Below are 25,975 nucleotides of genomic sequence, written 5' to 3' on the forward strand. Positions count from 1 at the left end.
GTCTCCTTTAAGGTAACTCGATTTGTTTGTTTTCCTCTGATTCTTTATACAACACAATATTATTCCCGATAATCTGAACGATTTCAGCTTCCGTTCCTTCACTTAACTGATCTGCAACTGTATTTTTGTCGTCCATACAATTTTGCAGAATACTAACTTTAATTAACTCACGTTTTTCCAAAGCCTCGTTTATTTGTTGCACCATATTTTCATTCACACCTGTTTTTCCAACTTGAAAAATTGGTTTTAAATGATGTGCTTCCGAACGTAAAAATCTTTTTTGTTTACCTGTTAACATATTATCTTCCTTCCAAAATAAGTTGTAGTTGCTCGTCCATATTGCCAATTGGCACTCTCTTACCTGTCCAGATTTCAAATGCGTACTGGGCCTGGTACAAAAGCATAGTATGCCCAAAGTGTACCTGAGCTCCTGCTGCTTTTGCCTGTTTCAAAAATGTTGTATCGATAGGCTGATAAATGATATCACTGACGATACTGGAAGTTTTCAGCTCTGAGATTGGAAAAATAATTTTCTCATATGCTGGTTTCATACCAACAGAAGTTGTCTGGATAATGACATCATAGTTTATTATTTGTTTCTGGACCTCTTCCAATGAATAAACAGTTGTTTTTGTATTCTCTTTTTTCAGATTGACCAACCCTTCAGCTTTTTCAGGCGTTCGGTTGGAGATATCAATATTCAAGAAGCCCGCTTCTGAGAGTGCATAGTAAATTCCTCGTGTCGCCCCTCCCGAACCAATCAACAGAATATGCTTTGTTTTATCTGTAAAAAAATCCGGAAATTTACTATCCAATGATCGTAAATACCCTATTCCATCTGTATTATAACCTACCCATTTCCCATGATTATTAACGACTGTATTGACCGCTCCAATTTTGCTCGCACCCTCATCAATTTCATCCAACAAAGGAATGATTTTTTCTTTATAGGGAACGGTTACGTTAAAGCCATCTACACCCTCTCTTTTCAACTGTTCCACTTTTTCTGTAAAAGAATCTTCAGGTTTAATTTCATTAAGTTTGTACTCTCCGGAAAGATTCGCTTGTTTTATGAATTTTTCATGAATCCATGGCGACAGTGAATGCTGGATAGGATAACCAATTAGTGCAAAACGATAATCCATTAAAAAACGCCTCCTAAAGCAGTGATTTTCTGACAGAGACTGCTACATTTTTCGGACTGTGTGCAGCTACAGTGACATCTCGTCCAGTAATACTTACCCAACCAAGCCCAGGAAAAACAATGTCCATCTTATTCTCTGTTATTCTAAACGTACTCTCTGTTAAATCCGGCAGTTTGTCCATTGTTTCATCATCTGGGGGTGATAAAAGTTCCCCAATATGGTTTTCATAAAGTGTGTCAGCATTATCCAACTTTGTCCGATGGATTGGAAGCTGGTTGGAAAAATAACATACAAATGACTGTTTTTCTCCTTTAATAAAATCCAGCCGTGCCAATCCGCCAAAAAATAATGTCTGATGTTCATCCAACTGGTATATCCTCGGTTTGATTTCCTTATTTGGTGTAATTAATTTTAAATCCTGATTCGAAACATAGTGAGCCATTTGTTGCTTATTAACAATACCGGGTGTATCAATTAATGCAGTGTCGTCATCTAACGGGATTTCAATAAAGCCCAAAGTCGTCCCTGGAAAATAGGATGTTGTAATAACATCCTCGATGCCATTTGATTGTTTAATCAAACGGTTAATAAATGTTGATTTCCCGACATTTGTAGTACCTACTATATAAACATCTTTATTTTCTCGGTAATGTTCAATTTCAGTAGTCAGTTCTTCTATTCCGAAACCTTTTGAAGATGAAATGAGGAAGACATCCTTCACCTTAATTCCGGCTTCCTTTGCAGAGGATCTGAGCCATTGAATAAGTTTTCTGTTATTGGTTGATTTTGGTAGTAAGTCAATTTTATTACCGACCAGAATAATTGGATTGTTACCGATAATACGAGGCAGACTCTTTATTAAACTTCCATCAACATCAAATATATCAATCACATGAACGACCAGGCCTTGCGCATCCCTGATACTGCTTACCATTTTCAGAAAGTCATCGTCCGTAATGGAAACATCCTGTATTTCATTATAATGTTTCAATCGGAAGCATCTTTTACATAACAGGTTTTCTTTATTAAGTGATGATTGCGGTGTGTAACCAGGTGCGCCCGAATCTGATGTTTGAATCTCAATACCGCAGCCCTGACAAAATATTTTTTCCACCATTATTCCTCCCAGCTAATTTTACCTTTTTTACGCATATAGTTTAAAATGCGACGTTCTATTTTACGGTTTATTTTCGTTATTTTTCCATCGGTTTGTACAATCGGTATGACTAACATTGTATAAAATCCGGCAAAATTACCACCGAGAACGTCTGTCAATACCTGATCGCCGATTACCACAACTTCTTCTTTCTTTAAACCCATCTGCTTGGCTACCGTTTTAAATGCCCGACTTAATGGTTTTCGGGCACTATACACAAATGGTGTTTTCAATGGATCCGAAAAGATTTTTACACGTTCTTGATTATTATTTGAAATAATCGTCACTTTTATATCATGGTCCCTCATCAATTCAAACCACTGAACCACTTCAGGAGTAGCATCTTTAACATCCCATGCTACAAGCGTGTTATCTAAATCAGTAATAATCCCTTTGATTCCTTTCTGTTTTAAAATTGCCGGCTGAATATCAAATACGCTCTTCACATGTTCATTCGGCAAAAAAAACTTCAACATACACTACACCTCATTCTCACCTGACTATTGCCTCAAGACCCGTATATCTCTTGCTAATACCTAATCCTATAATAACTTAATCCAATAATAAAGTGAAACTTCCTTCAAAAGTAAGAAGAATTTTGTTTAAGTGGTGTCGACTTAGCAAGCATGTGACAAATTGTTGTAACTTTATGTATGATTCCAATAGCTTTTGCAAAAATCGTTCGACAAATTCCTTCAAATCACGCATTGTGGATAACTTTATACACAATAAATTAGCTGATACCACACTACCAATAATAAATTATCACTGCTTGTACACAAGTTATCTACAGGTTGATGTAGATAACTCTCGCCTTGTACTGGGTTTGGAATCATGGTAAATTATAAATACTTCAAAACATAATGAAGTTAAATTTAGGAGGGCTCTATTTATGGAACATTTGTCGGATGAATTATTGATTGAATCTTATCACAAAGCAAATGAGTTAAATTTAAGCCCTGATTTTCTATCTTTAATTGAAGAAGAAATTCTCAGAAGATGTTTATCTTACAAAATAAAAAGCTCAAAATCAGGTTAAAGTTAAATAATACTTAAATAAGAAGAAAAGTGTTAACCCCTCTGAATTTCTTGATTCAGAGGGGTTATTTATTTTTCTTCAAACAATATTATGTTAAACTATTGCTTGGATAATTGGCTTTAGATTATCATTGAAAAGTATTATTGTATCATCTAAAAATACTTACATATTCTAGAGTTGGAGAGAATTGTTCGCAAAACATCAATAAAAGAAGGTCCGAAAAATTTGTTTGGCATTACAACATAAAATTTTGATCGATTAAGGAGGAACACCATTAGATGATATTCGCAGTATTAGGTCCATTACTTATTGCTTGTTTCATTCCACTATTAAGCAAAATGAAAGATAAAATACATACAGGCTATTTCGTATTTTTCGTCCCTTTTATCATTTTCCTTTATTTTATCCAATTCACAGGAAATGATTTTACCCCAATTACTGAAACATATAACTGGATACCTTCTTTAGGTATAAATTTTGATTTTCATCTTGATGGATTAAGTTTGCTATTTGTTTTACTAATCAGTGGTATCGGGGCACTTGTGGTACTTTATTCAATTTATTACTTGGATAAAGCAGAAAGTTTGGGACATTTCTATGTTTATTTACTGATGTTTATGACAGCGATGCTCGGTATTGTCTTATCCGATAATGTTTTTGTTCTGTACACCTTTTGGGAATTGACCTCGATTTCTTCATTCCTGTTAATCGGGTATTGGCATTTTAAAGAACGCTCAAGGTACGGTGCGTTAAAATCAATGATGATAACAATTTTTGGTGGTTTAAGTATGCTTGGGGGCTTTGTTCTGCTGTATGTAATCACTGGAACTGCAAGCATCCAGGGCATGATCGATCAGACGGAGGTTATTTTAAATAACAATTTCCTACCAATTATACTTGTTTTAATTCTTCTAGGTGCATTTACGAAATCTGCACAGTTTCCATTTCATATCTGGTTACCGGATGCGATGGAAGCACCAACCCCGGTCAGTGCATATCTCCATTCTGCAACAATGGTTAAAGCAGGTATATTCTTAATCGCTCGTTTTTCACCAATTTTCTCAACCTATGAATGGTTCTTTATCACGGTTAGCCTTGTGGGGATTATTACATTATGCTGGGCTTCCTATATGGCTGTCAGACAAACCGATCTTAAAGCGATTTTGGCTTTTTCTACGATAAGTCAGTTGGGTATGATTATGGCTATGCTGGGATTTGGTACAGAAGCCGCAGTTTTCGCCGCAGTTTTCCATATACTCAACCATGCAACGTTTAAAGGAAGCTTATTTATGATTGCAGGGATTATCGATCATGAAACAGGGACAAGAGATATTCGAAAACTCGGTGGTTTAATGACATTTATGCCGATGACAGCAACACTTGCTTTATTTGGTACCTTTTCAATGGCCGGTGTCCCCCTGCCGTTCTTAAATGGTTTCTATAGTAAAGAATTATTTTTTGACTCTACGTTAGGTTTAAATGGAGCAAATATTTTAAGTCAGGCAATTCCATATCTGGCAGTGCTTGGAAGTATTTTTACATTTGCTTATTCCATGTACTTCTTTTTCGGTGTATTTACAGGGCCAAAGAAGTTGAATCAATTACCTAAGAAACCGCATGAAGCACCGTTTGGCATGTTAGTTTCACCAATCATACTTGTTCTAGGTGTCGTTTTAATCGGCCTGTTCCCAAATATGGTTAACGGTCCGTTCCTCCAGCATGCCGCAGAATCTGTCAATAATGCTGTAGCCTATCAGGAGATCAGTTTTTGGCATGGGTTCAACACACCTTTAATGATGTCTCTGATAGTTGTAGGGGTTGGTACTTTACTTTTCCTTACCCGTAATAAATGGAATGGGGTTTATAACATACTCCCTGGAAAATTAAGTTTCAATCGGGTTTACAATGCAATCATTGAAAAAATTGAAACATATTCAGCTGGTATCACAAATTTCTATATGAATGGTTCCCTGAAATTATATATGTCAATTATATTAGGAACTATGCTGATTGTTACACTTGTATACATGCTTATTTCAGACGGTTTCACAATCAATTTTGACAACACAGCTGAAATATCAATCATTGAACTGGCTATTGTACTGATTATGATATGTGCTGCTGTAGCTACTATTTTCACAAAGAACAATATTGCTGCCATTTTAGTTGTAGGTGTAGTAGGATACGGTGTTGCAATGTTGTTTGTTATTTACCGTGCACCTGATATAGCACTTACTCAGTTCGTTGTGGAAACAATTACAGTTGCATTATTTCTACTTTGTTTCTACCACTTGCCAAAGCTGCGTAAGCGGGCAGAACCAGCGAAATCTAAAATTGTTAATGCTACCATTTCTATCGGGTTTGGTGTCATGATAACTTTAGTAGCAATATCCGCACATAGTACGGATTTGTTTGATTCAATTTCCGAATACTTCCTGGAAACATCCTATACACTTGGTGGCGGTGACAATGTTGTTAACGTGATTTTAGTTGACATGCGCGGACTGGATACATTGTTTGAAATCGCTGTGCTTGGTATCGCAGCACTTGCCATCTTCAGCCTCATTAAACTAAAGAATAATAAGGAGGCAGAATAAATGGAAATAGTTATATCTATACTTTCAGGTGTTTTATTTGCTACTGCAATATACAACCTGTTACAAAAACAATTACTGCGAATAATTATTGGAACTGTATTACTGACGCATGGAGCCCATCTTCTGATTTTAACGATGGGCAAGTTAAAGACCGGACAACCTCCTGTGTTAACCGATGGCGTTTCGGAGTATACCGATCCACTGCCACAAGCACTAATTCTTACATCCATTGTGATTAGTTTTGGTGTTACCAGCCTTCTTCTGGTACTTGCTTACAGGACATCACAGGAAAATGGTACAGATAATATGGAACAGTTAAGGGGAAAATCAAATGAGTAATTTAGCCGTATTACCAATCATCATTCCATTGATATCAGCTATCGCTCTGATATTCTTCAATTCAAAAATAAATGTATCACGAGTATTGACAAAGTTATTTTCATTAATTGGTTTGGGCGTGTCAGGTTATATCGCATGGCTTGTAGCAGAAAATGGATCAATTATATTGGAAACCGGGGAATGGATTGCCCCATACGGGATTATTCTAGTCGTAGATTCACTTGCAGCTATTCTTGTCCTGACAACAAATATCATTGCAACAGCATGTGCGTTTTACGCACCACATGCTGGATTGGGTGATAAAGAAAGGTTTTATTTCTATCCCTTTTTCTTCTTCTTGATAACAGGGGTTTCTGGTGCTTTTATAACCGGTGATTTGTTTAACCTTTTCGTGTTTTTTGAGGTTCTGTTAATGGCCTCCTATGCGTTAATTGTTCTTGGCGGTGAAAAGGTCCAGCTCAGGGAGTCGATTAAATATTTATTGATTAACCTATTTTCTTCCATGCTATTCGTAACTGCCGTTGCACTTCTTTATGGGGTTGTGGGGACCGTCAATATGGCTCATATAGCCGAGCGTGTTCAACAAGTTGATCAGCAAGGAATCCTGACAACAATTGGAATTCTGTTGTTTTTTGTATTTGCTACAAAAGCTGCCGTCTTTCCTCTCTATTATTGGCTACCTAATTCATATATCCAGCCTAACCCTGTAATTTCAGCATTGTTTGGAGCTTTATTGACAAAGGTAGGAATATACTCAATACTAAGGATTTTCTCTTTAGTCTTTGTTTATAGACTCGATCAGACACATGAGATGTTCATCTGGGTTGCAGGTCTGTCCATGGTCTTTGGTGTAATTGGTGCCCTTTCAACAAATAATATTAAGCTGATTATAGCATATAACATTATACCTGCTGTTGGTTTCATTATTATGGGTATTGGTGTTTTCAATCAGGATGCTTTAAGCGGATCGGTTTATTATTTAGTACATGATATGATTATCAAATCAGCTTTATTCTTACTTGTTGGAGTAATAGCTTATGTAGCAGGAACTTCCGATTTGCGTAAAATGGGGGGATTAATTCATCACTATCCCCTATTAGGATGGCTTTTATTTATTGCCGGCCTAGTTCTTGCTGGCATACCTCCTTTCAGCGGTTTTATAGGAAAATTACTGCTTTTACAGGGGGCTGCCAGGGATAGTGATATTGTAATTATCATTATTGCTTTGCTTACAAGCCTGTTGATTCTCTATACCATCATGAAAATTTTCATAAGAGGATTTTGGGGTGAAAATAACGCACCTGAAGGCTTTGAAAAGAAATCCACTAAAGGATTAATATCACCAATTGTATTCTTATTGGCATTGTCTGTTATATTAGGAATAGGGGCGGAGTTTTTCTATCCGCTGATTGACTCTATTTCAACAGATTTGCTTGATCCACAAATTTATATTGATTCCGTGTTAAAGGAGTAATCGATTATGGCATTTCAAATTGTTATCAATTTAATCATTTCCGTTATGTGGATGTTCTTAAGTGAATCTTATACAGTACCGAGTTTCATTACCGGCTTTATACTGGGTGTTCTTCTCTTATTCCTGCTAAGGAAGTTCATTCCGGGTACTTTTTACTTAACAAGGGCTTTTAGTATAATTAAATTGATTCTTTTATTTATCAAAGAATTGATTGGTTCCAACATTGAAATGGTGAAATACATCTATACGCCAAAACTGGACGTTGAGCCTGGTATCTTTGAGTTACCACTGGATGTAACAACAGACTGGGAAATTAACTTATTGGCAAATTTCATTTCTCTGACTCCAGGTACATTAACTGTTGCTGTATCAGAAGATAATACAAAATTATATATCCATGCAATGCATATAGAAAATGAAGAAGATGAAATCCGGTCAATAAAAGATTCGTTTGAAAAAGCAATTATGGAGGTGACACGATGACAGCATTTTTAGAGGTAACAGAAAATCTCCTTGATATTTCTGTAATCATAGGATTTGTAGGAATCTCTATAGCACTTGCCTTATTATTGTACCGAATAATAGCCGGACCTACACAGGCTGACCGCGCAGTAGCTTTGGACGCAATGGGTATTAACCTGATGGGGCTGGCTGGACTGTCATCTATTTACCTGGTGACCGCTCATTTAAATGATGTTGTTCTGCTCATCGGTATTCTTGCTTTTCTAGGTACACTTGCCATTGCAAAATATATGGAAAAGGGTGTTATTATTGATAGAGATTTGGACTAGCATCATTGTTAACATTTTAATAATACTGTTCATATTGATCGGAACATTTTTTGTTTTATCTGCTGCTATAGGCATTGTTCGTTTCCCTGATATTTATACAAGATTGCACGCTGCTACCAAAGCCGCGACATTGGGTGTTGCAACTATTTTGATTGGGGCATTTTTATTTTTATATCTGACCGAATCAATCGTAAGTGGAAAATTACTATTAGCTATCGGATTTATCTTATTAACTTCGCCGGTAGCTGCACATGTGCTTGGCAGAGCTGCACATGCCAAAGGAATAAAGCCGATCCTGCGACATAGGTCTGATGCGTACCAGGATGCACTTGATAGGCGTAAAATGAAATAATGAATAAATAACCAATGAAAAGCGACTGATAAAATCAGTCGCTTTTTTATATTTAGACTTTTTAAAGAAGGACAGACACGAAAGGCTCTTATACGTCATACAGATGTTATATAGGCAATTACCTAGAGGAGGTGTACGCGTTTGTCCGGGATATTAAGTATGCTGGCACTGCTTATAAAAGAAGCTCTCTTTTTTGTATCCTATGTAAAAAATCATGCCTTTCCACAGCCATTACCACCGGAGGAAGAAGCGAAATATCTCAAAGAAATGCAACAGGGAAGCGAGGATGCGAGAAATAAACTCATCGAACATAATTTACGTTTGGTTGCACATATTGTAAAAAAATTCGAGAATACCGGCGAAGATCTAGAGGATCTGATATCTATTGGAACTATCGGATTAATTAAAGGGGTTGAAAGCTTCTCAGTTGATAAAGGAACGAAGCTTGCAACATATGCCGCACGCTGTATTGAAAATGAAATCCTGATGCACTTACGAGCGTTAAAAAAGGTGAAAAAAGATGTTTCTTTGCACGATCCTATAGGCCAGGATAAAGAAGGAAACGAAATAAGTTTGATTGATATTCTGGAGGCGGAAAATGACAATGTCATTGAATATATTCAATTAAACATGGAAATTGCGAAAATGCAGGATTATTTTTCCATTCTTGATAATCGGGAAAGAGAGGTCATTGTTTACCGTTATGGTTTGAATGAATACAAAGAACTGACACAACGGGAAATTGCCGAGAAGTTAAATATATCAAGAAGCTATGTATCAAGAATTGAAAAAAGAGCTTTAATGAAAGTATTTCATGAGTACTACCGCAAAGAAAGAAAAAGTTAAAAACAATGAGCGCAATTATCTTAACTTAGCGCTCATTGTTTTAAACTACATTTCTTTAATCATAGTCATAATTAATTTTGCAGCATTATTGGCTGCCTTATGGAGAAAAGCGTCAAATGAAACAGCAGATTTTTTTCCTGCAATATCTGATAATGCACGAATGACGACGAATGGCTTATTGTATTGATAACAGACCTGGGCGACAGCTGTGGCTTCCATTTCCGATGCAAGCATTGTCGGGAATTTTTCGTTAACAAAAGCCACGCGGTCCGGGTCTTCCATAAAAGAGTCCCCTGTTGCAATAATTCCTTCCTCGTATTGAACGTCTAATTCTTTTATTGCTGTTATTGTTTTTGTAATTAATTCCGTATCAGCATCAAACATCGCAGGCATTCCTGGTACCTGCCCATAAGCATAATCAAAGGAGGTAACATCTACATCGTGGTAAACAACTTGAGTAGAAATAACAATATCTCCAATCTCCAACCCCTCAGCAAATCCTCCTGCAGATCCAGTATTGATTACATGAGACGGTGAAAAACGCTCATGCATAATAGTGGCTGACATAGCTGCATTCACTTTTCCTATTCCGGATTTTAATAATACTACGTCTTTTTCATGGAGTTTACCTTCTACAAACAGACAATTGGCAACTGTCGTTTCCTTTTTGTCTGTCATTTTATCTTTTAATAAAGCCACTTCTTCATCCATTGCCCCAATAATTCCAATTGTCATCTTACATCCTCCTGCTTCGCTACCTTATTGACTCAATTCATTTAATTCTTCAACTTTTGTCGGTTGCCAACCCTCGCCATCTACCCAGGTAAGAAACACACGGTAAATTTCGGATAAATCACTGCTTGCCACTGTTGTCCTGACCTTTTGTGGACTATTGTCGTTTCCAACCCAATGGGTTATCATGTCATCCGGATTTAGGCCTGTAACCATTCCTGCCGCTTCAGCAATTTCAATCCGGTCCTGGGAACCGTCACTATAATTCGTAGTATGCGAGCCTTGTTGCTCCGTTCCAATCGGGTCCCAATTACCAGTGTATGCCTCTTTGACATTTTCTCCTGATGGTTCCACTTCTTCCGTTTCTACGTTGTCATTATTCTCCTCATCTTGGTTTTTTTCTTCATTCGATTCCTCATCATTTGATTCCTCTTCTTCTGATTCTTCCCCATCTGGAGAAGCATTTTCTTCATCCTGAGCTGACTCTTCATCATCAGTATCATCATTAATGATAAAACCAGAGTCTGATGATTGTTCTTCACTTGCATCCTCAGATGATGACTCCTCATTATTGCCATTGCCGCCAAAAATCCATAAACCGATTAATATGAGAAGTAGAATACCACTGATTATGAGCAAAACGGAGATTGATTTGGTGTTTTTTCTGCGTTTCTCAAATTTATTCAAGCGTGACCCTTTGTCTGATGGACTCATTGATATTCCCTCCCTGTTATTTCTCTACTATAATACCATATTATTGTTATAAATTTACATACTAAAAGTTTCACCGATTCATTAAAATGTTACTGACTATGTAAAGCTGTTGATTACCATCTTTTTCCAGATAGATAAAAAAGCGGGATATTTCCCGCTTTTTTATTTCATCTAATCGACTTTTACAATCTGTACCTGTATATCGCCACCCGGTGTTACTACGGAGACTTCTGTGCCGATTTCATGGCCTAACAAACTTTTAGCCATTGGTGAATCGTTTGAAATTTTCCCCTCGAATGGGTCAGCCTCTGCACTTCCTACAATTGTATAAGTTTCTTCTTCTCCGTCAGGGATTTCTTTAAATGTTACAGATTTACCTAGCGCAACCACATCTTGATTCTCATTATCATTTTCTATAATAACTGCATTTCTAATCATTTTTTCAACTTGTGCAATTCGAGATTCAACAAATGCTTGTTCATCCTTCGCTGCATCATACTCGGAATTCTCCGATAAATCTCCAAAGTCACGTGCTATTTTTATACGCTCTACGACTTCTTGCCGTTTGTCCGTTTTTAAAAAGTGGAGTTCCTGTTCCATTTTTTCTAATCCTTCATCTGTCATGTAATAACTTTTCTCTATTGCCATCTTTACATACACTCCTTTTTATCTTTCCATAGATAAAATGAGCAATACTTTCGAATGCCCATTTAACCATATTTATTAAATATATAAACAATACTATGGCAGAATTCACTTAACTTTTCAATACTTTTCATCAATTATTTATCACGGTTTTTAGACAAAATTGTTTCTATTTTGGATGCCATAATATCAATTGCTACAAGATTTTGTCCACCTTCTGGAATAATAATATCCGCATAACGCTTGGTTGGTTCGATAAATTGTAAATGGGATGGCCGAACATTGTTGGTATATTGTTCAATTACAGAATCCAATGTTCTGCCCCGTTCTTTTATATCCCGCAAAAGGCGACGGATGATTCGAACATCGGCATCTGTATCTACAAAAACTTTTATATCCATTAAATCAACTAGTCTGGGGTCATCTAATATAAGAATTCCCTCTAGAATGATAACATCTTTTGGCTCTACCGCAATCACCTTATCAGATCGCGTATGTATTCGGTAATCATACACAGGTTTTTCAATTGATCTATGCTGTAATAATTCATGAAGATGTTCAATCAATAAATCATTATCAAACGCAAGTGGATGATCATAATTTGTGTTTAATCTTTCTTCCAAAGGCAGGTGACTTTGATCTTTATAATAATAATCCTGTTCAATAACAAGAATTGTCTGATCAGAAAAACGTTTGCAGATGGAATGAGTGACAGATGTCTTCCCACTTCCACTACCACCAGCAACACCTATAACAACTGGTTTATCGCGCATGAAATATCCTACTCCTTCCTATTCTTTTTTTAGACTGATTGCTATTCCGTCCCCGATAGGTACAATGGAAGTGAGGAATTCTGGATGGTTTGCCAGCCAATCATTGTAGTTTCTTATTTTTTCAACCATTTTTTTGTGTCTTGCATGCGCATTTTCCGGATTGACTACATGTCCTCTGAACAATACATTATCAGAAATAATGATTCCATCATTGACTAACAATGGGTTTGCAAGTTCAAAAAAGTGTTTATACTGACCTTTTGCAGCATCAATAAAAACAAGATCAAATCGTTGATTGTATTTTGTCATTTCACTCAATTCTTCTAATGCATCCCCATGAATAACAGTTATCCGCTCTTCTTTCTTTTGTTCTTTTATGTTTTCAAGCGCGTGCACGTATCTTTCTTCATTTTTTTCAATTGTGACAATCGATGTACTTGGATTTGCCTCAACCATACGTAATGCAGAATAACCAATTGCTGTTCCAATTTCAAGTATTCTATTTGGTTTCAATAATCTTATTAACTGCATCATGAAATTAATACTTACCGGGTCCATGATTGGAATACTTTCTTCTTTAGCCTGCTCCTCCATTTGTGAGACCCAATCTTCCTTAGGAGGAAGCAGACTAGTTAAATAATTTGTCAATCTTTGATCCATATGTTTCCCCCATTTTTATAAACATAGTTAGAAAACCTGGCTTATCGTCAAGCCTTGAGTTAATAGGGAAGTTTTATATGATTACCTGCTAAAAATGGAAAATGCGAACCTGTCTCACATTTCTTTTGCGTTTTAATCCATATGTTCTTCTCTATTTTGTAAATGCTCATCATACGATTCAGCATAATGAATATTCCCCTTGTCGTCATGAAGGAAATACAAATAATCCGATTCACTCGGGTTAACCACCGCCTCCAGCGAACTCTCCGCATAATTTGCAATTGGTCCAATTGGTAAGGCTTCAATTACATACGTATTATACGGGGATTCAATTTCCAGATCTTCATACAAGACCTGATCTTTATGTTCACCTAAAGCATATAAAACGGTGGGATCTGTCTGTAAAGGCATGTCTTCTTCCATCCGATTATAAAACACACCTGCAATCTCATTACGCTGTTCTACTTCTCCTGATTCCATTTCCACTAAAGACGCGAAGGTGACAGCCTCATGAATGGAAAGTCCCTGCTCATCTATTTCATCGATATAGGAATACACCACAGTTTCTGTCTGTGTAAGCATCTTTTCAATAATTGATTCAATCCCCGGCTCTTCTTCGTAAAAATCATAGGTTGCCGCAAATAAATAGCCTTCTAAAGGTGTCCGGATCTCTTCATCCAAAATATCATCTGACAATATATCCGGATACTCGTCAATTAACTGTTCAATATATGAAGTATCATTTACCTTATCCAAAAATTCATCCTTACTGAAATGCAGATTTTCTGCGTAAATTTCAGCTATCTGGTCAATGGAAAGACCTTCCGGAATTGTTATTGTATGAACTGGGTCTGCTATCACCCGACCATTTTTGATTGATTGAATAAGTTCATCTACATTCATGGATGGTGTAAAAGTATATTCTCCCGCCTGAAAGTCAGATTCATTATTAAATTGAACATAGAAGCGAAAGACACGAGCATCCTTGATTAGCCCGTTTTCTTCCAAAATAGAAGCAATCGTGGATGAAGACGAACCGATGGGTATCTCAATTTTCACTTCATCCTCACTGTCCGGATCGACAGGTTCTAACGCAGATTTAATATACAAAAATAGTGAAATACTTCCAATCACAATAATAATAATTAATGCGATAAATACAATTGTTGCAATTTTTCGTACCGTTTTTGCTTCCTCGCTTCGAGAAATGAGGTTGTCCTTATACTTGCTTTTCTTTTTTCTTTTGGACATATACTATCCCCCTTTCATTCGATATATTATACTAAAAGTCAGCAGGATATTCCATTGATTCAGTTAGAAACATTTGCTGAAAATTTGGCTTTACATGAGACCCTCGTTCTTAAAAAAGAAAAGCTGATGCCGTCAATTGACATCAGCTAATCCAGCAATATGCTATAATCATGCATCGTTTTCCTCATCTGCCAATGTATGAAGCATTTCTTCAACCATTTCCCATTCTTCATCCGATTCAATTGGAAAAAGCGATAAATCATCGTCATCCTTAGCTTTTTCCTCGTAGCGAAATGCGTATACTTCAACTTCTTCCTCTTCTGACTGCTCTGTTGGTACTACAGCAATATACGAATGATTTGTTTCATCTACATCAAACGTGAACAAAACTTCAAATAAATGTTCTTCGCCATTTTCATCGGGAATGATGATTCGTTCTTTTTCTTCCAATGCCATTATGTCACTCCTTTACTTTTGATCAAGATACCCCTGCAATATCATGACCGCAGCCATTTTGTCAATCACTTTTTTTCTTTTCTTTCTGCTCATATCAGCTTCCAATAGTACCCGTTCTGCAGCAACTGTTGTTAATCGTTCATCCCATAGAACAGTTGGGATATTGTAGACAGCTTCAATATGCTTTGCAAATCTTTGCGAAGCTTCCCCGCGTTCCCCTATCGTGCCATTCATATTTTTCGGTAATCCAATAATAGCCTTCCCTATCTCATGCTCAACTATTATTTTTTTTAGTTCTTCATCTGCAGAATTAAGTTCATTTTCATTCCACTTGATTGTTGTTAACCCTTGAGCCGTCCAGCCAAGAGCGTCACTAACCGCAACGCCTATCGTTTTCGAACCAACATCCATTCCAATGATTTTCATCTGTTTTCCTTATGCTGGTCTAAATAAAATTTCACCAATTCTTCAATGACTTCATCACGTTCAATTTTACGGATTAAATTGCGAGCATCCTTATGCCTTGGGATATAGGCAGGATCACCAGATAACAAATAACCCACGATTTGATTAATTGGATTATATCCTTTCTCCTGCAATGCTTCATGAACAGTAAAGAGGATCTCTTTAATATCCTGATCAAATGGTTCCTCTGAAAAATTGAATTTCATCGTTTTATCAATAGAGCTCATAGTGACACCTCGTTCTTAGAATAACTTGTCATTTACCTAATTAGAATTAGCAAATGGCAGCGTTTTTTTACTGGAAATGTTGGGTTACCTTTTTAACTTATTCTAACATGTTTCCGCAGTTTATTATATCTTTTTCATCCAACATGTGATGAACTTTGAATTTATTTCACATTTTCTGTTACATATTGCTTAGCGAATTGCAGTGCCTCTTCTATTTTTTCTGGGTTTTTTCCCCCAGCCTGGGCCATATCGGGACGTCCGCCCCCACCGCCGCCACAAACTGAAGCTGCCTGCTTAATCAAATTACCTGCATGAAGTCCCCGTTCAATCAAATCTTTGGAAACTCCCGCTGCCAGTTGTACTTTTTGATTATTTTCAGCTGCTAACAATATTATACCCGAATCAAGCTTTTGTTTTAATTCATCCACCATATTTCTTAACTGGTTCATATCTTTGACATTGACCTTTTGCGCTAACAACTGTACATCATTTATTGATTCAGCTCTATCCAATATGGATGCAGCTTCCAGGTTAGACATTTTAGCTCTTAATGATTCATTTTCTTTTTCTAAGGCTTTTATTTCCTGAAACAGGCTATCAATCCGTTCTGGAAGCTTCTCTTCATGTGTCTTGACTAATTGTGCCGATCTCTGCAGCAAATCAAATTTATTATTTAAAAATTCATAGGCGTCTTTACTTGTAACGGCTTCAATTCTTCTTGTTCCGGCTCCTATACCTCCTTCAGAAACAATCTTAAATAAACCTATTTCTGAAGTATTCCCAACATGGCATCCCCCGCAAAGTTCAATACTGTAATCACCTATCTGTACCACGCGGACGATATCTCCATATTTCTCACCGAATAACGCCATCGCCCCCATTTCTTTTGCTTCTTCTATTTTTTTATGGTTTATAACCAGTGAAATGGAGTTCCAGACTTTTTCATTTACAATTTGTTCAATTCTTTCCAGCTCATCTTTTGAAACTGCACTGAAATGTGAAAAATCAAAACGCAGGCGATCCGGCATTACAAGTGACCCTGCCTGATTGACATGATCGCCAAGTGTATCCTTCAGTGCCTGATGAAGCAAATGGGTAGCTGTGTGATTTTTGATAACCGTCGTACGGAACCTGCTATCGACAATCGCTTTCACCTGATCTCCTGTGTGAAAAACTCCATCCTTTACAGAAACTTTATGAATATGCTGCCCCTTCGGAGATTTTTGCACGTCTTCTACATATGCAGATGCGTTATCTGTATAAATCCAACCCTGGTCCGCTACCTGTCCACCACTTTCTGCATAGAATGGTGTTTCCTTCAAGAATAAGAATACCTCACTGTCTGTATCAGCTGCTTCCACCACTTGTTTGCCATCAATGAGTGCACCAATTGCAGTTTCTGTTTCCAACATTTCATAACCTGCAAATTCACTTTCTACTTCGATGTCACCTAACACCCCGTCCTGTACTTGCATGGAATCAACCTTCTGCCTGGCATTTCTAGCACGTTCACGCTGTTTTTCCATTTCCTGATGAAATCCTTCTTCATCAATGGTAAAACCCTGCGCATCCACATATTCTTCCGTCAGTTCTTTAGGAAATCCATAGGTATCATATAAGCGAAAAACTTCTACACCTGGAAAGACATTATTACCTTTCTTTTTTTCTTTTTCCATGATGGAAGTCAATATCTCCAAGCCATCATTTAGCGTTTCATGGAAACGTTCTTCTTCCCCTTTTACAATCGCTTCTATAAAGTCCGCTTGTTTAAGCACTTCTGGATAGAAGTCTTTCATAATTTCCCCCACTGTTTGAACCAATTCATACATAAACGGTTTGTTTATGCCAATTTCCTTTGCAAAACGAACAGCTCTGCGTAGTAGTCTTCTTAATACATACCCTCTTCCTTCATTAGAAGGGACTGCACCATCACCTACCGCAAAACTAACCGTACGTATATGGTCTGCAATTACTTTAAATGCAGTATCAATTTCTTTGTTCTTGCCATATTGCTCTGTTGCAAGTGCTTCGGTCTTACGGATAATTGGCATAAAAAGATCTGTTTCAAAATTTGTTGGGACATCCTGAATCACAGATACAATCCGTTCAAGCCCCATACCTGTATCAATATTCTTCTTTGGAAGAGGTGTGTACGTATCATCCGGATTATGGTTGAACTGGGAAAATACTAAATTCCAGATTTCAAGATAACGTTCATTTTCTCCACCCGGATACAGTTCAGGATCACTTGGATCGTCACCATATTTTTCACCACGGTCATAGAATATTTCTGTGTTTGGTCCACTTGGGCCTTCTCCTATATCCCAGAAATTTTCTTCCAGACGGATGATACGTTCCTTGGGAATTTTCATATCGTTTAACCAAATGTTGTAAGCTTCATCATCCTCCGGGTGTACGGTTACAGATAATAGAGTTTCGTCAAAGCCGATCCATTTATCACTCGTTAAAAACTCCCAGGCCCATTCAATGGCTTCTTCTTTAAAATATTCACCGATTGAAAAATTCCCGAGCATTTCAAAAAAAGTATGATGTCTTGCTGTAAAGCCCACGTTTTCAATATCGTTCGTCCTGATTGATTTTTGTACATTGACAATTCTTGGATTATCGGGAATAACACGACCATCAAAATATTTTTTTAATGTTGCTACCCCACTGTTTATCCACAGAAGAGTGGGGTCATCTTTAGGAACGAGTGATGCACTTGGTTCCACACGATGTCCTTTTTCCTTAAAAAAATCAATAAACATTTGTCTTACTTCTGCTGATGTTAGCCGTTTCATTTAATTGTCCTCCTTCAATTCCTAAGCCTAACATATACGTTTCCTGACCAAATAAAAAATCCCATCTCTGCATATGCAGGGACGAGATTGTATCGCGGTACCACCCTATTTATGAATAATAAAAAATCATTCACCACTTATCCATGGTAACGGTATGAAACCGACGGGTATTAACCGTACTCCAGTTTAGCTTTCCATGAAACTGCATTTAGGATTTCTCTCAGCCGATTGGAAATCCCTCTCTTGAAAATCGTTTCTCATGTACTTATAACCTTCGGCGCTTTTTCGACTATAGCTATTTAGCGATATTATAAAAAACTTTAAGTCCAATGTCAATTATAACTTTTATATACTCTCATATGATTTAGTATAACTCTCATAATGGTAAGCAATGGCACAGCGACAATCAATCCTACAACGCCAAATAATTGGCCACCGAGCAATAGTGCGAATATGATCGCAACTGGATGTATATTAATACTTTTTCCTACAATATATGGAGCTAATAAATTCCCCTCAATAACCTGAATCGCAAATATGGCTAATATAACAAAGATCACCTGATGTCCAGGCATGGTAAACGTAATTGCCACGGCTGGTAACGCCCCGATAATTGGCCCAAAATAAGGAATGATATTTGTTACTCCCATAATAATCGCCAGCAGTAATGCGTATTTTATATTTAATACTTGAAAAACAATCCACGAGGCGAGCCCCACAAATAAACAGACAAGCAGTTGTCCGCGAATATACTTCCCTAAACTCTCATCAATTGCATAAATCATCTTACTTGTCTGTTTCCGATATCTAGCAGGAATGAAATGTTTTAGGTAACCTTTAATCTTTTGATAGTCCTTAATAAAGTAAAACACCAATACAGGAATGACAGTAAGAAATATAATCATATCAAAAATTCGAGCAAATCCACCAATCAAATTCTCCAAAATGTTCCCCAAACCTGATTCAATTCGTGTAACAAGCTGATCCATTTTGTCATGAACCATTTCAGGAAGAAAAGACGTATATTCGTATAATTGATAAATCAAACCTTCATACATGTTGATAAAAACCGGCAACTGCTCATTTAAATCATGGAGCTGATGTACTACCGCAGGATATACACGGTAAATCAGATAAGCAGATCCACCAAAGAATGCAATATAAATAAAAAGAATGGCAAAACTTCGAGGTATATTAAGCTTGTGCAATTTGCTGACGACGGGATATATCAGATACGCGATCAAACAGGAAACGAGAAAAGGAGAGAGCAGTTTTAAAAGAAAGGAAAAAATAGACCCATACAACGGAAAAAGCTTGTAGAGTAAATAGATGAATAGAAATACAAGAATACCAATGATAATCCAGTAAAGTAAACTTAGCGCTTTTTTATTTCGAAACATCCCATCTCTCCTTAGCACACAATATTACCCTGCTTAGGCAGCTAAGGATTACCATTGTATTTTTCTCTCCTCATCTGAAAACAAATCATCAAGAGAGCTTAATGACCCATCCACTTCCACTTGATGTACAGCTAATTGATTATTGACGACAGACATTTCAATGAAACATGTCCAGCAATAATACTGCTGTGTACCAATTTTTCCTAAATCCTTTCCGTTGCAATTCGGGCATCGCATAATCATCCGTATAACACCTCAAAAAAGTAAATTATTATGCTATGCTTGCCCGATAAGAGATAAATTATACATTTTTACATGAAATCATATGGTGTTATTTCTTCTTCATCGTTTCCCGCTCCAGGGACCACCGGATTGTTTTGGATTCTTTCCTTTAATTGTTCTTTTAATGTAGTGTACCTTTTATTTGTATCCATTGTTCGAATACCCCGTAAAAATGCCTGCTCCTGTCCACAAATAATCAAAGATTGCTTGCTTCTTGTAATGGCAGTATATAACAGGTTTTTTCTGAGCATTCGGTTATATGCCGAAACAACAGGAAGAATAACAATCGGAAATTCACTGCCTTGTGATTTATGAATGGAAATGCAATATGCATGCATGATATTGACATAGTCCTTGCGTTCATAAACCACTTCTTTATCCTCAAAAAGGATAACCAGCTGCTCTACATTCTCTTTATTCTCATCTTCTTCAAAAATGGCCACAACTTCTCCAATATCCCCATTATAAACTCCATTTTCCGGCTGGTTGACAAGCTGAAGCACTTTATCCCCGACACGAAATACAGCATCCTTTGTCCTTACCTCCCGTTTTCTTGGTGTTTTAGGATTAATTAACTGCTGTAATTCTTTATTTATCATTGTAATCCCTGCTTGTGAGCGATACATCGGGGCAAGGACTTGCATATCTTTCAGATCAATCCCTTTGTCTTTTGCTCTAGTGAAAATTTCCATTATTACATCAAGCATTTGATTTTCAAAGCACCTAATAAAACTGAAATCTCTATCATTTTGTAATTCAGTAGCTGCGTTATTTTTTATTTCATGGGCGAGTTGAATAATCTTTGAACCTTGTTTCTGGCGATATACTTCGTTAAGACTCACATATGGAAGTAATTCACTGCTTAGTAAATCAGATAAAACTTGACCAGGTCCAACAGAAGGAAGCTGATCCTCATCCCCTACCAGAAGGACCTGCATGTCATCCGGTATTGCTTTGAACAAGTGATTGGCAAGCCAGATATCTACCATGGAAAACTCATCAACGATTAAATACTTACCAGTCAATTGCTCATTTTGGTTTTTTTCAAACCCACTCTTCCCATCCCATCCCAATAAACGATGGATGGTGACGGCAGACAGGCCGGTAGACTCGTTTAATCGTTTCGCAGCTCTTCCGGTAGGTGCAGTTAAAACAAACGGATATTCTGATTTATCATCATACGCTTGTGGGTCAAGCTCCATATTATGAATTGCAGCATATGCATTAATGATACCCTTGACGACCGTTGTTTTTCCTGTGCCTGGACCACCAGTTAAAATCATAACCTTGGAATGAAGTGCCTGATTTATGGCAGTAAACTGCTCTTTTCCATAACTTAACACCTCCGCTTCCTCGATGTCGCCAGTGATTTTCATTAATTCTGCCAAGGTCGTCTGGTCTTCAATGGGATTATTGATCAGTCTTTTTAAATTGGAAGCAAAGCCATCCTCTGCATAATATAATGAGGGTAAATAAATATTCCCATTCTGGATAATAATTGTTTTATTCGTATTTAATTCATTCAATCTTTCAGAAATGATTTCCCCTGTCAAGTTGTTGCTGGATAAAAGGTTCAACATCTGATGGACACAGTCTTCCAATGGCAGATAAACATGTCCTTCCTGTATGCTCCTTTGCAAAACATAAATACACCCAGCACCAATACGATTAGGGTGTGTTAAGGACAAGCCGTTAAGCCGTGCTATTTCGTCTGCAGTCTGAAAGCCAAAGCCTTCTATATCAAAAACATACCGGTATGGATCTTCCTCTAAAATGTCAATTGCTTCCTCTTTGTATTCCTGATATATTTTTTGAGCCATTTTCAAACCAATACCGTACTTGGATAAATAGATGACAATGTGTTCAAACCCCTGATTTTCCCGGAGTTTTCCAATCATCAGCTCCCTGGTTTCTTTCTTTATTCCCGGTACTTCTGCCAATTCCTCAGGATCCCTTAGGATTTTCGAGATGGCATGCTCACCAAGTTGTTCTACAATTTTAGTTGCTGTTTTCTCACCGACACCATAGAATAAATCACTCGATAAATATGCGATAAGTCCATCTCTCGTATCAGGAATATAAGTTTGATAGGAATTCACTTTATAATGCAGGCCGAATTTGAAATGTCTCTCAAATTCACCATAAAAACAGTAGGTGGTTTGTTCCTGAAGGTTGGAAAAATATCCTTTGGCAACAATTTCTTTTTCTTTATAATCTTCATTTGTTGCCTGCACTTTTATTTTCACAATTGAAAAATGTTCATTTTCATTGTGAAAAATGGTATACAGAAGTTCGCCTTTAATATATCCTTTTTCTTCATTGGATTGTTTATCCATTCCCATCAAAAAACAACCTCGCTATCCTACTTTTCATTCATTATGTCTTCTGTATTTTTCTTCCCATTTGTTGCAAGCACATGATCCGGCTGGATACGAAGTGCTTCATCAAAATGATTTAAAGCCAGCATTGCGTCATCATTAAAGAGTGCGATGACTCCAAGATTATAATGAGCATCACTATGATCTGCATTTCTTTCCAATACCGCTTTAAAAACATTCGCTGCATCAGTAATATAATCACTCTGTGCAAGTGAAAGTCCATATTGAAATAGAATTTCTCCATCTTCCGGTGCCAACTCGCTGGCTCTTAAAAGATAGGGTTGGGCAAGTTTATGCTGCTCATCCTGCTGAAAACTCATGCCCAACATGAAATATACATCACTTTCATCAAGACCTAGATCAATCGCTTTCTGAAAATTCACTTTTGCCTTTGAAAAATTTGATTGTTCAAAGTATAGGTTACCTAACCCGTAATAGGCTGTGGCGGTTTTTTCATCCAGATCAACAGCCCTTTCAAAAAAACGCTGTGCATGTTCAGGGTCATTTACATGTAAAAGCAGATTACCAAAGTTTACATATCCAACTGGATCCGTCGGGTTTTCTTCAATAATTTCATTAAAAAGTTTTGCTGCATCTTCGAATTTATTTTCTTTCATATAATTTATAGCCTGTGTATTTTTATCCATGAGAAAACTCCTTACTTATCCGACATAGTCCAGTGCATGATTATTCTTAATTATTTCATCAATGGTCCCACCGCCCAGGCATACCTCGCCATTATAAAAAACAACTGCCTGACCAGGTGTAATTGCCCGTTCGCTCTCGGCAAATTCCACATGCACTTTTCCATCATCCAAAAGATTAACCGTTACTTTACTGTCTTTTTGGCGGTAACGGAATTTCGCCGTACAGGTGAATTTTTCATTGATAACATCAGAATTTATCCAGTTCAAATCTGTTGCAATCAAACCGTCAGAATATAATTTCTCATTACTGTACCCCTGTTCGACATATAACAGATTATCTTTCAAGTTTTTCCCTACTACAAACCATGGATCTCCAGCTCCGCCAATTCCAAGCCCCTGACGCTGCCCAAGTGTATAATACATCAACCCATCATGACGCCCTTTAACAACACCATCTAATGTCGTCATTTCACCTGGCTGTGCCGGCAAATATTCGCTCAGAAAATCTTTGAAATTTCTTTCTCCAATAAAACAGATTCCTGTACTGTCTTTTTTTGCGGCTGTTGCCAGCTCATGTTCTTTGGCAATTTCCCTTACTTTGGATTTTGGCATATGTCCTAATGGGAACATTACTTTTGCCAATACATCTTCAGACAGTTGATTAAGAAAATAGGTCTGATCTTTGTTATCATCCACACCACGAAGCATTTCATAACGTCCGTCAGTTTCTTGTACTTGTGCATAATGTCCCGTTGCCAAATAATCTGCTCCCAATGACATGGCATGGTCTAAAAATGCTTTGAATTTTATTTCCTTATTACACATGACATCCGGGTTTGGTGTCCTCCCTGCCTTATATTCATCCAGGAAGTAAGTAAATACTTTGTCCCAATATTGTTTTTCAAAGTTAACAGCATAGTATGGGATATCCAGTTGGTTACATACGCGGACAACATCATCAAAGTCCTCTGTAGCTGTACACACACCAAACTCATCGGTATCATCCCAGTTTTTCATAAAAATACCTACAACGTCATAACCTTGTTCTTTCAGGAGTAGAGCTGCAACGGATGAATCCACTCCACCGCTCATTCCAACTACTACGCGTATATCTTCATTGTTTTTCATTTTATTCACTTTCCCTTTTTACGTTAATCGTTTTACAACTTTTGCAACCCGCCTGGCTGCTTCCGTTATATTTTCCATCGTATTATAAATTCCAAAACTAAAACGAATCGAGTTCGTTGTACATTCATTATTTTTGCCAAACATAGCAGACAATACATGCGATGGCTCTACAGACCCTGCCGTACAGGCACTACCACTGGAGGCTGCAATACCATCAAGATCAAAATTGGTTAGCAGTGTTTCAACATTCATCCCCGGAAAACTCAGATTTACAATCGAAGCAATCGATGCGTCATAATCTCCGTTTACCTCGAATTTCACATCATTTTCTCCAAGCTCTTTTAAAAAATGGTCTTTATAGCTTTGATAAAGCTTTATTCGTTCTTCTTTATGTTTTATCATCAGTTCAACAGCCTTTTTGAAACCAACAGCGCCAACTACATTTTCCGTTCCGGCACGGCGCTTCCTTTCTTGTTCTCCACCGAACTGGAGTGGATTTATTTTCACATCCTCCGAAACATATAAGAATCCAATACCTTTTGGTCCATTTATTTTATGGGATGACACTGTCAGCATGTCAATACCTATTTCCTTAACATCTATATCCAGCAGTCCAAATGCCTGAACTGCGTCTGTATGGAAATATGCTTGATGATCTTTTAAAAGCTTCCCAGCCTCTTCAATTGGTTGAATCACGCCGGTCTCATTATTCACATACATAACAGATACCAATATCGTCTCATCTTTCAATTCTTTTTTCAGATCATCCAATGAAATTTTCCCATCTTCATATACTGGTAAATACGTAACATTAAACCCTTGCTTCTCAAGATTTTCCGCTGTATGAAGTGTTGCATGATGTTCTTGGGCTGTGATAATTATATGATTTCCTTTCGCACGGTTGCCCATCGCGGTCCCGATAAGTGCAAGATTATCCGATTCCGTTCCACCACTTGTGAAAATAATCTCTTTTTCATTCGCATGAATACTACGTGCCATTACATGTCTTGCTTCATCCAGCAGCTGTCTCGCTTTTCGGCCGAAGGAATGGACACTGGACGGATTTCCAAACACTTCTTGATATACAGGATACATGGCATCAATAACTTCTCTGTCCATCGGAGTCGTTGCTGCATGATCCATATAAATTTGTTCCATACGTACCTTTCCTTCCTATTTAAAACAATCAGTTAAATGTAAAACATATATGCTTTCTGTGGTTCATCATCATTATGATGGCTTAAATCATCTAAAGTAGTCGTGTCAAGCACATCTTTTACAGCATCACGCACTCGTCCCCACAATGCCTGCTTTGCCGGTTCTTCATCTTCAATTCCTTCAACCGGCGTAATAGGACCCTCAAGTACACGAATAATGTCACCAGCAGTAATTTCATTGGGTTTTTTGGCCAGAATATATCCGCCATATGCCCCGCGAATGCTTTTTATTAATCCCGCATTTCTAAGTGGCGACGCTAGCTGTTCCAAATAATGTTCGGACAGATTGTTGTCACGCGCAATTGATTTAAGGGAGGTCGGACCCTCTCCACTTTTTTTTGCTAATTCTATCATAATGGTTAGTCCATACTTTCCTTTAGTTGAAATCTTCATTTACTCCACCTCTATTTATGTTAAGTGCTTTTGCATTGATCACTACTAATTCATTAATACATGATAT

At 37.3% G+C, this 25,975-nt stretch carries 29 protein-coding genes and 1 other annotated feature; of the genes, 8 read left to right on the plus strand and 21 right to left on the minus strand.

Annotation, left to right across the window (positions count from 1 at the left end):
- Positions 1-7: 7 nt before the first annotated feature.
- The 4 genes from yhbY to ACZ427_RS09895 are packed head-to-tail and all read right to left on the minus strand — an operon-like array spanning position 8 to position 2,777.
- On the minus strand, positions 8-298 hold the full coding sequence (gene yhbY / locus ACZ427_RS09880) for a ribosome assembly RNA-binding protein YhbY (RefSeq protein ID WP_461177559.1): 291 nt from the start codon (positions 296-298) through the stop codon (positions 8-10).
- A 1-nt stretch (position 299) separates the two neighbouring features.
- Complete coding sequence (gene aroE, locus ACZ427_RS09885; RefSeq protein WP_461177558.1) at positions 300-1,145, minus strand: shikimate dehydrogenase; 846 nt, start codon at positions 1,143-1,145, stop codon at positions 300-302.
- Positions 1,146-1,158: 13 nt separating this feature from the next.
- Positions 1,159-2,259, minus strand: a complete 1,101-nt coding sequence (gene yqeH, locus ACZ427_RS09890; protein WP_461177557.1) for a ribosome biogenesis GTPase YqeH — start codon at positions 2,257-2,259, stop codon at positions 1,159-1,161.
- Between the two features lie 2 nt (positions 2,260-2,261).
- Positions 2,262-2,777: a YqeG family HAD IIIA-type phosphatase gene (locus ACZ427_RS09895; protein WP_461177556.1), complete on the minus strand. Its 516-nt coding sequence runs from the start codon at positions 2,775-2,777 to the stop codon at positions 2,262-2,264.
- A gap of 416 nt (positions 2,778-3,193) precedes the next feature.
- Here ACZ427_RS09895 and sda point away from each other — a divergent pair, with 416 nt between their 5' ends.
- The 8 genes from sda (at position 3,194) to sigK (ending at position 9,739) form a co-directional block, all read left to right on the plus strand.
- Positions 3,194-3,340: a sporulation histidine kinase inhibitor Sda gene (gene sda, locus ACZ427_RS09900; RefSeq protein ID WP_461177555.1), complete on the plus strand. Its 147-nt coding sequence runs from the start codon at positions 3,194-3,196 to the stop codon at positions 3,338-3,340.
- Between the two features lie 278 nt (positions 3,341-3,618).
- The gene (locus ACZ427_RS09905; RefSeq protein WP_461177554.1) at positions 3,619-5,937 is read left to right on the plus strand and encodes a Na+/H+ antiporter subunit A; all 2,319 of its coding nucleotides are present in this window, start codon (positions 3,619-3,621) and stop codon (positions 5,935-5,937) included.
- Positions 5,938-6,276: a Na(+)/H(+) antiporter subunit C gene (locus ACZ427_RS09910; protein WP_461177553.1), complete on the plus strand. Its 339-nt coding sequence runs from the start codon at positions 5,938-5,940 to the stop codon at positions 6,274-6,276.
- Complete coding sequence (locus ACZ427_RS09915) at positions 6,269-7,750, plus strand: Na+/H+ antiporter subunit D (protein ID WP_461177552.1); 1,482 nt, start codon at positions 6,269-6,271, stop codon at positions 7,748-7,750. Before ACZ427_RS09910 ends, ACZ427_RS09915 begins: the two co-directional genes overlap by 8 nt.
- Before the next feature lie 6 nt (positions 7,751-7,756).
- The gene (locus tag ACZ427_RS09920; RefSeq protein WP_461177551.1) at positions 7,757-8,233 is read left to right on the plus strand and encodes a Na+/H+ antiporter subunit E; all 477 of its coding nucleotides are present in this window, start codon (positions 7,757-7,759) and stop codon (positions 8,231-8,233) included.
- Complete coding sequence (locus tag ACZ427_RS09925; RefSeq protein ID WP_461177550.1) at positions 8,230-8,541, plus strand: Na(+)/H(+) antiporter subunit F1; 312 nt, start codon at positions 8,230-8,232, stop codon at positions 8,539-8,541. The genes ACZ427_RS09920 and ACZ427_RS09925 overlap by 4 nt, the downstream gene beginning before the upstream one ends.
- Entirely contained in the window at positions 8,522-8,893 is a 372-nt protein-coding gene (gene mnhG, locus ACZ427_RS09930; RefSeq protein WP_461177549.1) for a monovalent cation/H(+) antiporter subunit G, read from the plus strand. The genes ACZ427_RS09925 and mnhG overlap by 20 nt, the downstream gene beginning before the upstream one ends.
- 141 nt (positions 8,894-9,034) lie before the next feature.
- Complete coding sequence (gene sigK, locus ACZ427_RS09935; RefSeq protein ID WP_461177548.1) at positions 9,035-9,739, plus strand: RNA polymerase sporulation sigma factor SigK; 705 nt, start codon at positions 9,035-9,037, stop codon at positions 9,737-9,739.
- A gap of 45 nt (positions 9,740-9,784) precedes the next feature.
- Here sigK and mtnN read toward each other — a convergent pair whose 3' ends face one another.
- The 17 genes from mtnN to cymR form a co-directional block, all read right to left on the minus strand.
- Complete coding sequence (gene mtnN, locus ACZ427_RS09940) at positions 9,785-10,474, minus strand: 5'-methylthioadenosine/S-adenosylhomocysteine nucleosidase (protein ID WP_461177547.1); 690 nt, start codon at positions 10,472-10,474, stop codon at positions 9,785-9,787.
- A gap of 24 nt (positions 10,475-10,498) precedes the next feature.
- Entirely contained in the window at positions 10,499-11,185 is a 687-nt protein-coding gene (locus ACZ427_RS09945) for a YrrS family protein (protein WP_461177546.1), read from the minus strand.
- A gap of 171 nt (positions 11,186-11,356) precedes the next feature.
- Positions 11,357-11,833, minus strand: a complete 477-nt coding sequence (gene greA, locus ACZ427_RS09950) for a transcription elongation factor GreA (protein WP_461177545.1) — start codon at positions 11,831-11,833, stop codon at positions 11,357-11,359.
- A gap of 134 nt (positions 11,834-11,967) precedes the next feature.
- On the minus strand, positions 11,968-12,603 hold the full coding sequence (udk, locus tag ACZ427_RS09955; RefSeq protein WP_461177544.1) for a uridine kinase: 636 nt from the start codon (positions 12,601-12,603) through the stop codon (positions 11,968-11,970).
- Between the two features lie 18 nt (positions 12,604-12,621).
- Positions 12,622-13,263 (minus strand): O-methyltransferase, encoded by a 642-nt coding sequence (locus tag ACZ427_RS09960; RefSeq protein WP_461177543.1) that lies wholly within the window; start codon positions 13,261-13,263, stop codon positions 12,622-12,624.
- Between the two features lie 132 nt (positions 13,264-13,395).
- Positions 13,396-14,514 (minus strand): endolytic transglycosylase MltG, encoded by a 1,119-nt coding sequence (mltG, locus tag ACZ427_RS09965; RefSeq protein ID WP_461177542.1) that lies wholly within the window; start codon positions 14,512-14,514, stop codon positions 13,396-13,398.
- Positions 14,515-14,682: 168 nt separating this feature from the next.
- Positions 14,683-14,970 carry a DUF1292 domain-containing protein gene (locus tag ACZ427_RS09970; RefSeq protein WP_461177541.1) on the minus strand — a complete coding sequence of 96 codons (288 nt, stop codon included), beginning with the start codon at positions 14,968-14,970 and terminating at the stop codon, positions 14,683-14,685.
- Between the two features lie 12 nt (positions 14,971-14,982).
- Entirely contained in the window at positions 14,983-15,396 is a 414-nt protein-coding gene (gene ruvX, locus ACZ427_RS09975) for a Holliday junction resolvase RuvX (RefSeq protein ID WP_461177540.1), read from the minus strand.
- Entirely contained in the window at positions 15,393-15,662 is a 270-nt protein-coding gene (locus ACZ427_RS09980; RefSeq protein WP_461177539.1) for an IreB family regulatory phosphoprotein, read from the minus strand. Before ACZ427_RS09980 ends, ruvX begins: the two co-directional genes overlap by 4 nt.
- A gap of 161 nt (positions 15,663-15,823) precedes the next feature.
- Positions 15,824-18,463, minus strand: coding sequence for an alanine--tRNA ligase (gene alaS / locus ACZ427_RS09985; protein ID WP_461177538.1), 2,640 nt, complete (start codon positions 18,461-18,463; stop codon positions 15,824-15,826).
- A 74-nt stretch (positions 18,464-18,537) separates the two neighbouring features.
- Positions 18,538-18,750, minus strand: a binding site (T-box leader).
- Between the two features lie 45 nt (positions 18,751-18,795).
- Positions 18,796-19,863 (minus strand): AI-2E family transporter, encoded by a 1,068-nt coding sequence (locus ACZ427_RS09990; protein ID WP_461177537.1) that lies wholly within the window; start codon positions 19,861-19,863, stop codon positions 18,796-18,798.
- 48 nt (positions 19,864-19,911) lie between these two features.
- Complete coding sequence (locus ACZ427_RS09995) at positions 19,912-20,100, minus strand: hypothetical protein (RefSeq protein WP_461177863.1); 189 nt, start codon at positions 20,098-20,100, stop codon at positions 19,912-19,914.
- A 74-nt stretch (positions 20,101-20,174) separates the two neighbouring features.
- A complete protein-coding gene (gene recD2 / locus ACZ427_RS10000) occupies positions 20,175-22,487 on the minus strand; it encodes an SF1B family DNA helicase RecD2 (RefSeq protein ID WP_461177536.1) in 2,313 nt (770 codons plus the stop codon).
- A 20-nt stretch (positions 22,488-22,507) separates the two neighbouring features.
- On the minus strand, positions 22,508-23,170 hold the full coding sequence (locus ACZ427_RS10005; RefSeq protein ID WP_461177535.1) for a tetratricopeptide repeat protein: 663 nt from the start codon (positions 23,168-23,170) through the stop codon (positions 22,508-22,510).
- 15 nt (positions 23,171-23,185) lie between these two features.
- Positions 23,186-24,298, minus strand: a complete 1,113-nt coding sequence (gene mnmA, locus ACZ427_RS10010; protein ID WP_461177534.1) for a tRNA 2-thiouridine(34) synthase MnmA — start codon at positions 24,296-24,298, stop codon at positions 23,186-23,188.
- 18 nt (positions 24,299-24,316) lie between these two features.
- Entirely contained in the window at positions 24,317-25,456 is a 1,140-nt protein-coding gene (locus ACZ427_RS10015) for a cysteine desulfurase family protein (RefSeq protein ID WP_461177533.1), read from the minus strand.
- A 32-nt stretch (positions 25,457-25,488) separates the two neighbouring features.
- On the minus strand, positions 25,489-25,908 hold the full coding sequence (cymR, locus tag ACZ427_RS10020) for a cysteine metabolism transcriptional regulator CymR (RefSeq protein WP_461177532.1): 420 nt from the start codon (positions 25,906-25,908) through the stop codon (positions 25,489-25,491).
- Positions 25,909-25,975: the final 67 nt, after the last annotated feature.

This window comes from Virgibacillus ainsalahensis (assembly GCF_055380755.1).

Coding starts and splice junctions, on each gene's coding strand:
- ACZ427_RS09905 (WP_461177554.1), top strand. CDS start 3,619: ATGATATTCGCAGTATTAGGTCCATTACTTATTGCTTGTTTCATTCCA.
- aroE (WP_461177558.1), bottom strand. CDS start 1,145: ATGGATTATCGTTTTGCACTAATTGGTTATCCTATCCAGCATTCACTG.
- ACZ427_RS10005 (WP_461177535.1), bottom strand. CDS start 23,170: ATGGATAAAAATACACAGGCTATAAATTATATGAAAGAAAATAAATTC.
- ACZ427_RS09945 (WP_461177546.1), bottom strand. CDS start 11,185: ATGAGTCCATCAGACAAAGGGTCACGCTTGAATAAATTTGAGAAACGC.
- recD2 (WP_461177536.1), bottom strand. CDS start 22,487: ATGGGAATGGATAAACAATCCAATGAAGAAAAAGGATATATTAAAGGC.
- ACZ427_RS09990 (WP_461177537.1), bottom strand. CDS start 19,863: ATGTTTCGAAATAAAAAAGCGCTAAGTTTACTTTACTGGATTATCATT.
- ACZ427_RS09920 (WP_461177551.1), top strand. CDS start 7,757: ATGGCATTTCAAATTGTTATCAATTTAATCATTTCCGTTATGTGGATG.
- udk (WP_461177544.1), bottom strand. CDS start 12,603: ATGCGCGATAAACCAGTTGTTATAGGTGTTGCTGGTGGTAGTGGAAGT.
- greA (WP_461177545.1), bottom strand. CDS start 11,833: ATGGCAATAGAGAAAAGTTATTACATGACAGATGAAGGATTAGAAAAA.
- ACZ427_RS10015 (WP_461177533.1), bottom strand. CDS start 25,456: ATGGAACAAATTTATATGGATCATGCAGCAACGACTCCGATGGACAGA.
- ruvX (WP_461177540.1), bottom strand. CDS start 15,396: ATGAAAATCATTGGAATGGATGTTGGTTCGAAAACGATAGGCGTTGCG.
- ACZ427_RS09980 (WP_461177539.1), bottom strand. CDS start 15,662: ATGAGCTCTATTGATAAAACGATGAAATTCAATTTTTCAGAGGAACCA.
- ACZ427_RS09915 (WP_461177552.1), top strand. CDS start 6,269: ATGAGTAATTTAGCCGTATTACCAATCATCATTCCATTGATATCAGCT.
- mtnN (WP_461177547.1), bottom strand. CDS start 10,474: ATGACAATTGGAATTATTGGGGCAATGGATGAAGAAGTGGCTTTATTA.
- ACZ427_RS09960 (WP_461177543.1), bottom strand. CDS start 13,263: ATGGATCAAAGATTGACAAATTATTTAACTAGTCTGCTTCCTCCTAAG.
- ACZ427_RS09910 (WP_461177553.1), top strand. CDS start 5,938: ATGGAAATAGTTATATCTATACTTTCAGGTGTTTTATTTGCTACTGCA.
- ACZ427_RS09995 (WP_461177863.1), bottom strand. CDS start 20,100: ATGCGATGCCCGAATTGCAACGGAAAGGATTTAGGAAAAATTGGTACA.
- ACZ427_RS09970 (WP_461177541.1), bottom strand. CDS start 14,970: ATGGCATTGGAAGAAAAAGAACGAATCATCATTCCCGATGAAAATGGC.
- ACZ427_RS09925 (WP_461177550.1), top strand. CDS start 8,230: ATGACAGCATTTTTAGAGGTAACAGAAAATCTCCTTGATATTTCTGTA.
- sda (WP_461177555.1), top strand. CDS start 3,194: ATGGAACATTTGTCGGATGAATTATTGATTGAATCTTATCACAAAGCA.
- ACZ427_RS09895 (WP_461177556.1), bottom strand. CDS start 2,777: ATGTTGAAGTTTTTTTTGCCGAATGAACATGTGAAGAGCGTATTTGAT.
- mnmA (WP_461177534.1), bottom strand. CDS start 24,298: ATGAAAAACAATGAAGATATACGCGTAGTAGTTGGAATGAGCGGTGGA.
- yhbY (WP_461177559.1), bottom strand. CDS start 298: ATGTTAACAGGTAAACAAAAAAGATTTTTACGTTCGGAAGCACATCAT.
- mltG (WP_461177542.1), bottom strand. CDS start 14,514: ATGTCCAAAAGAAAAAAGAAAAGCAAGTATAAGGACAACCTCATTTCT.
- cymR (WP_461177532.1), bottom strand. CDS start 25,908: ATGAAGATTTCAACTAAAGGAAAGTATGGACTAACCATTATGATAGAA.
- alaS (WP_461177538.1), bottom strand. CDS start 18,463: ATGAAACGGCTAACATCAGCAGAAGTAAGACAAATGTTTATTGATTTT.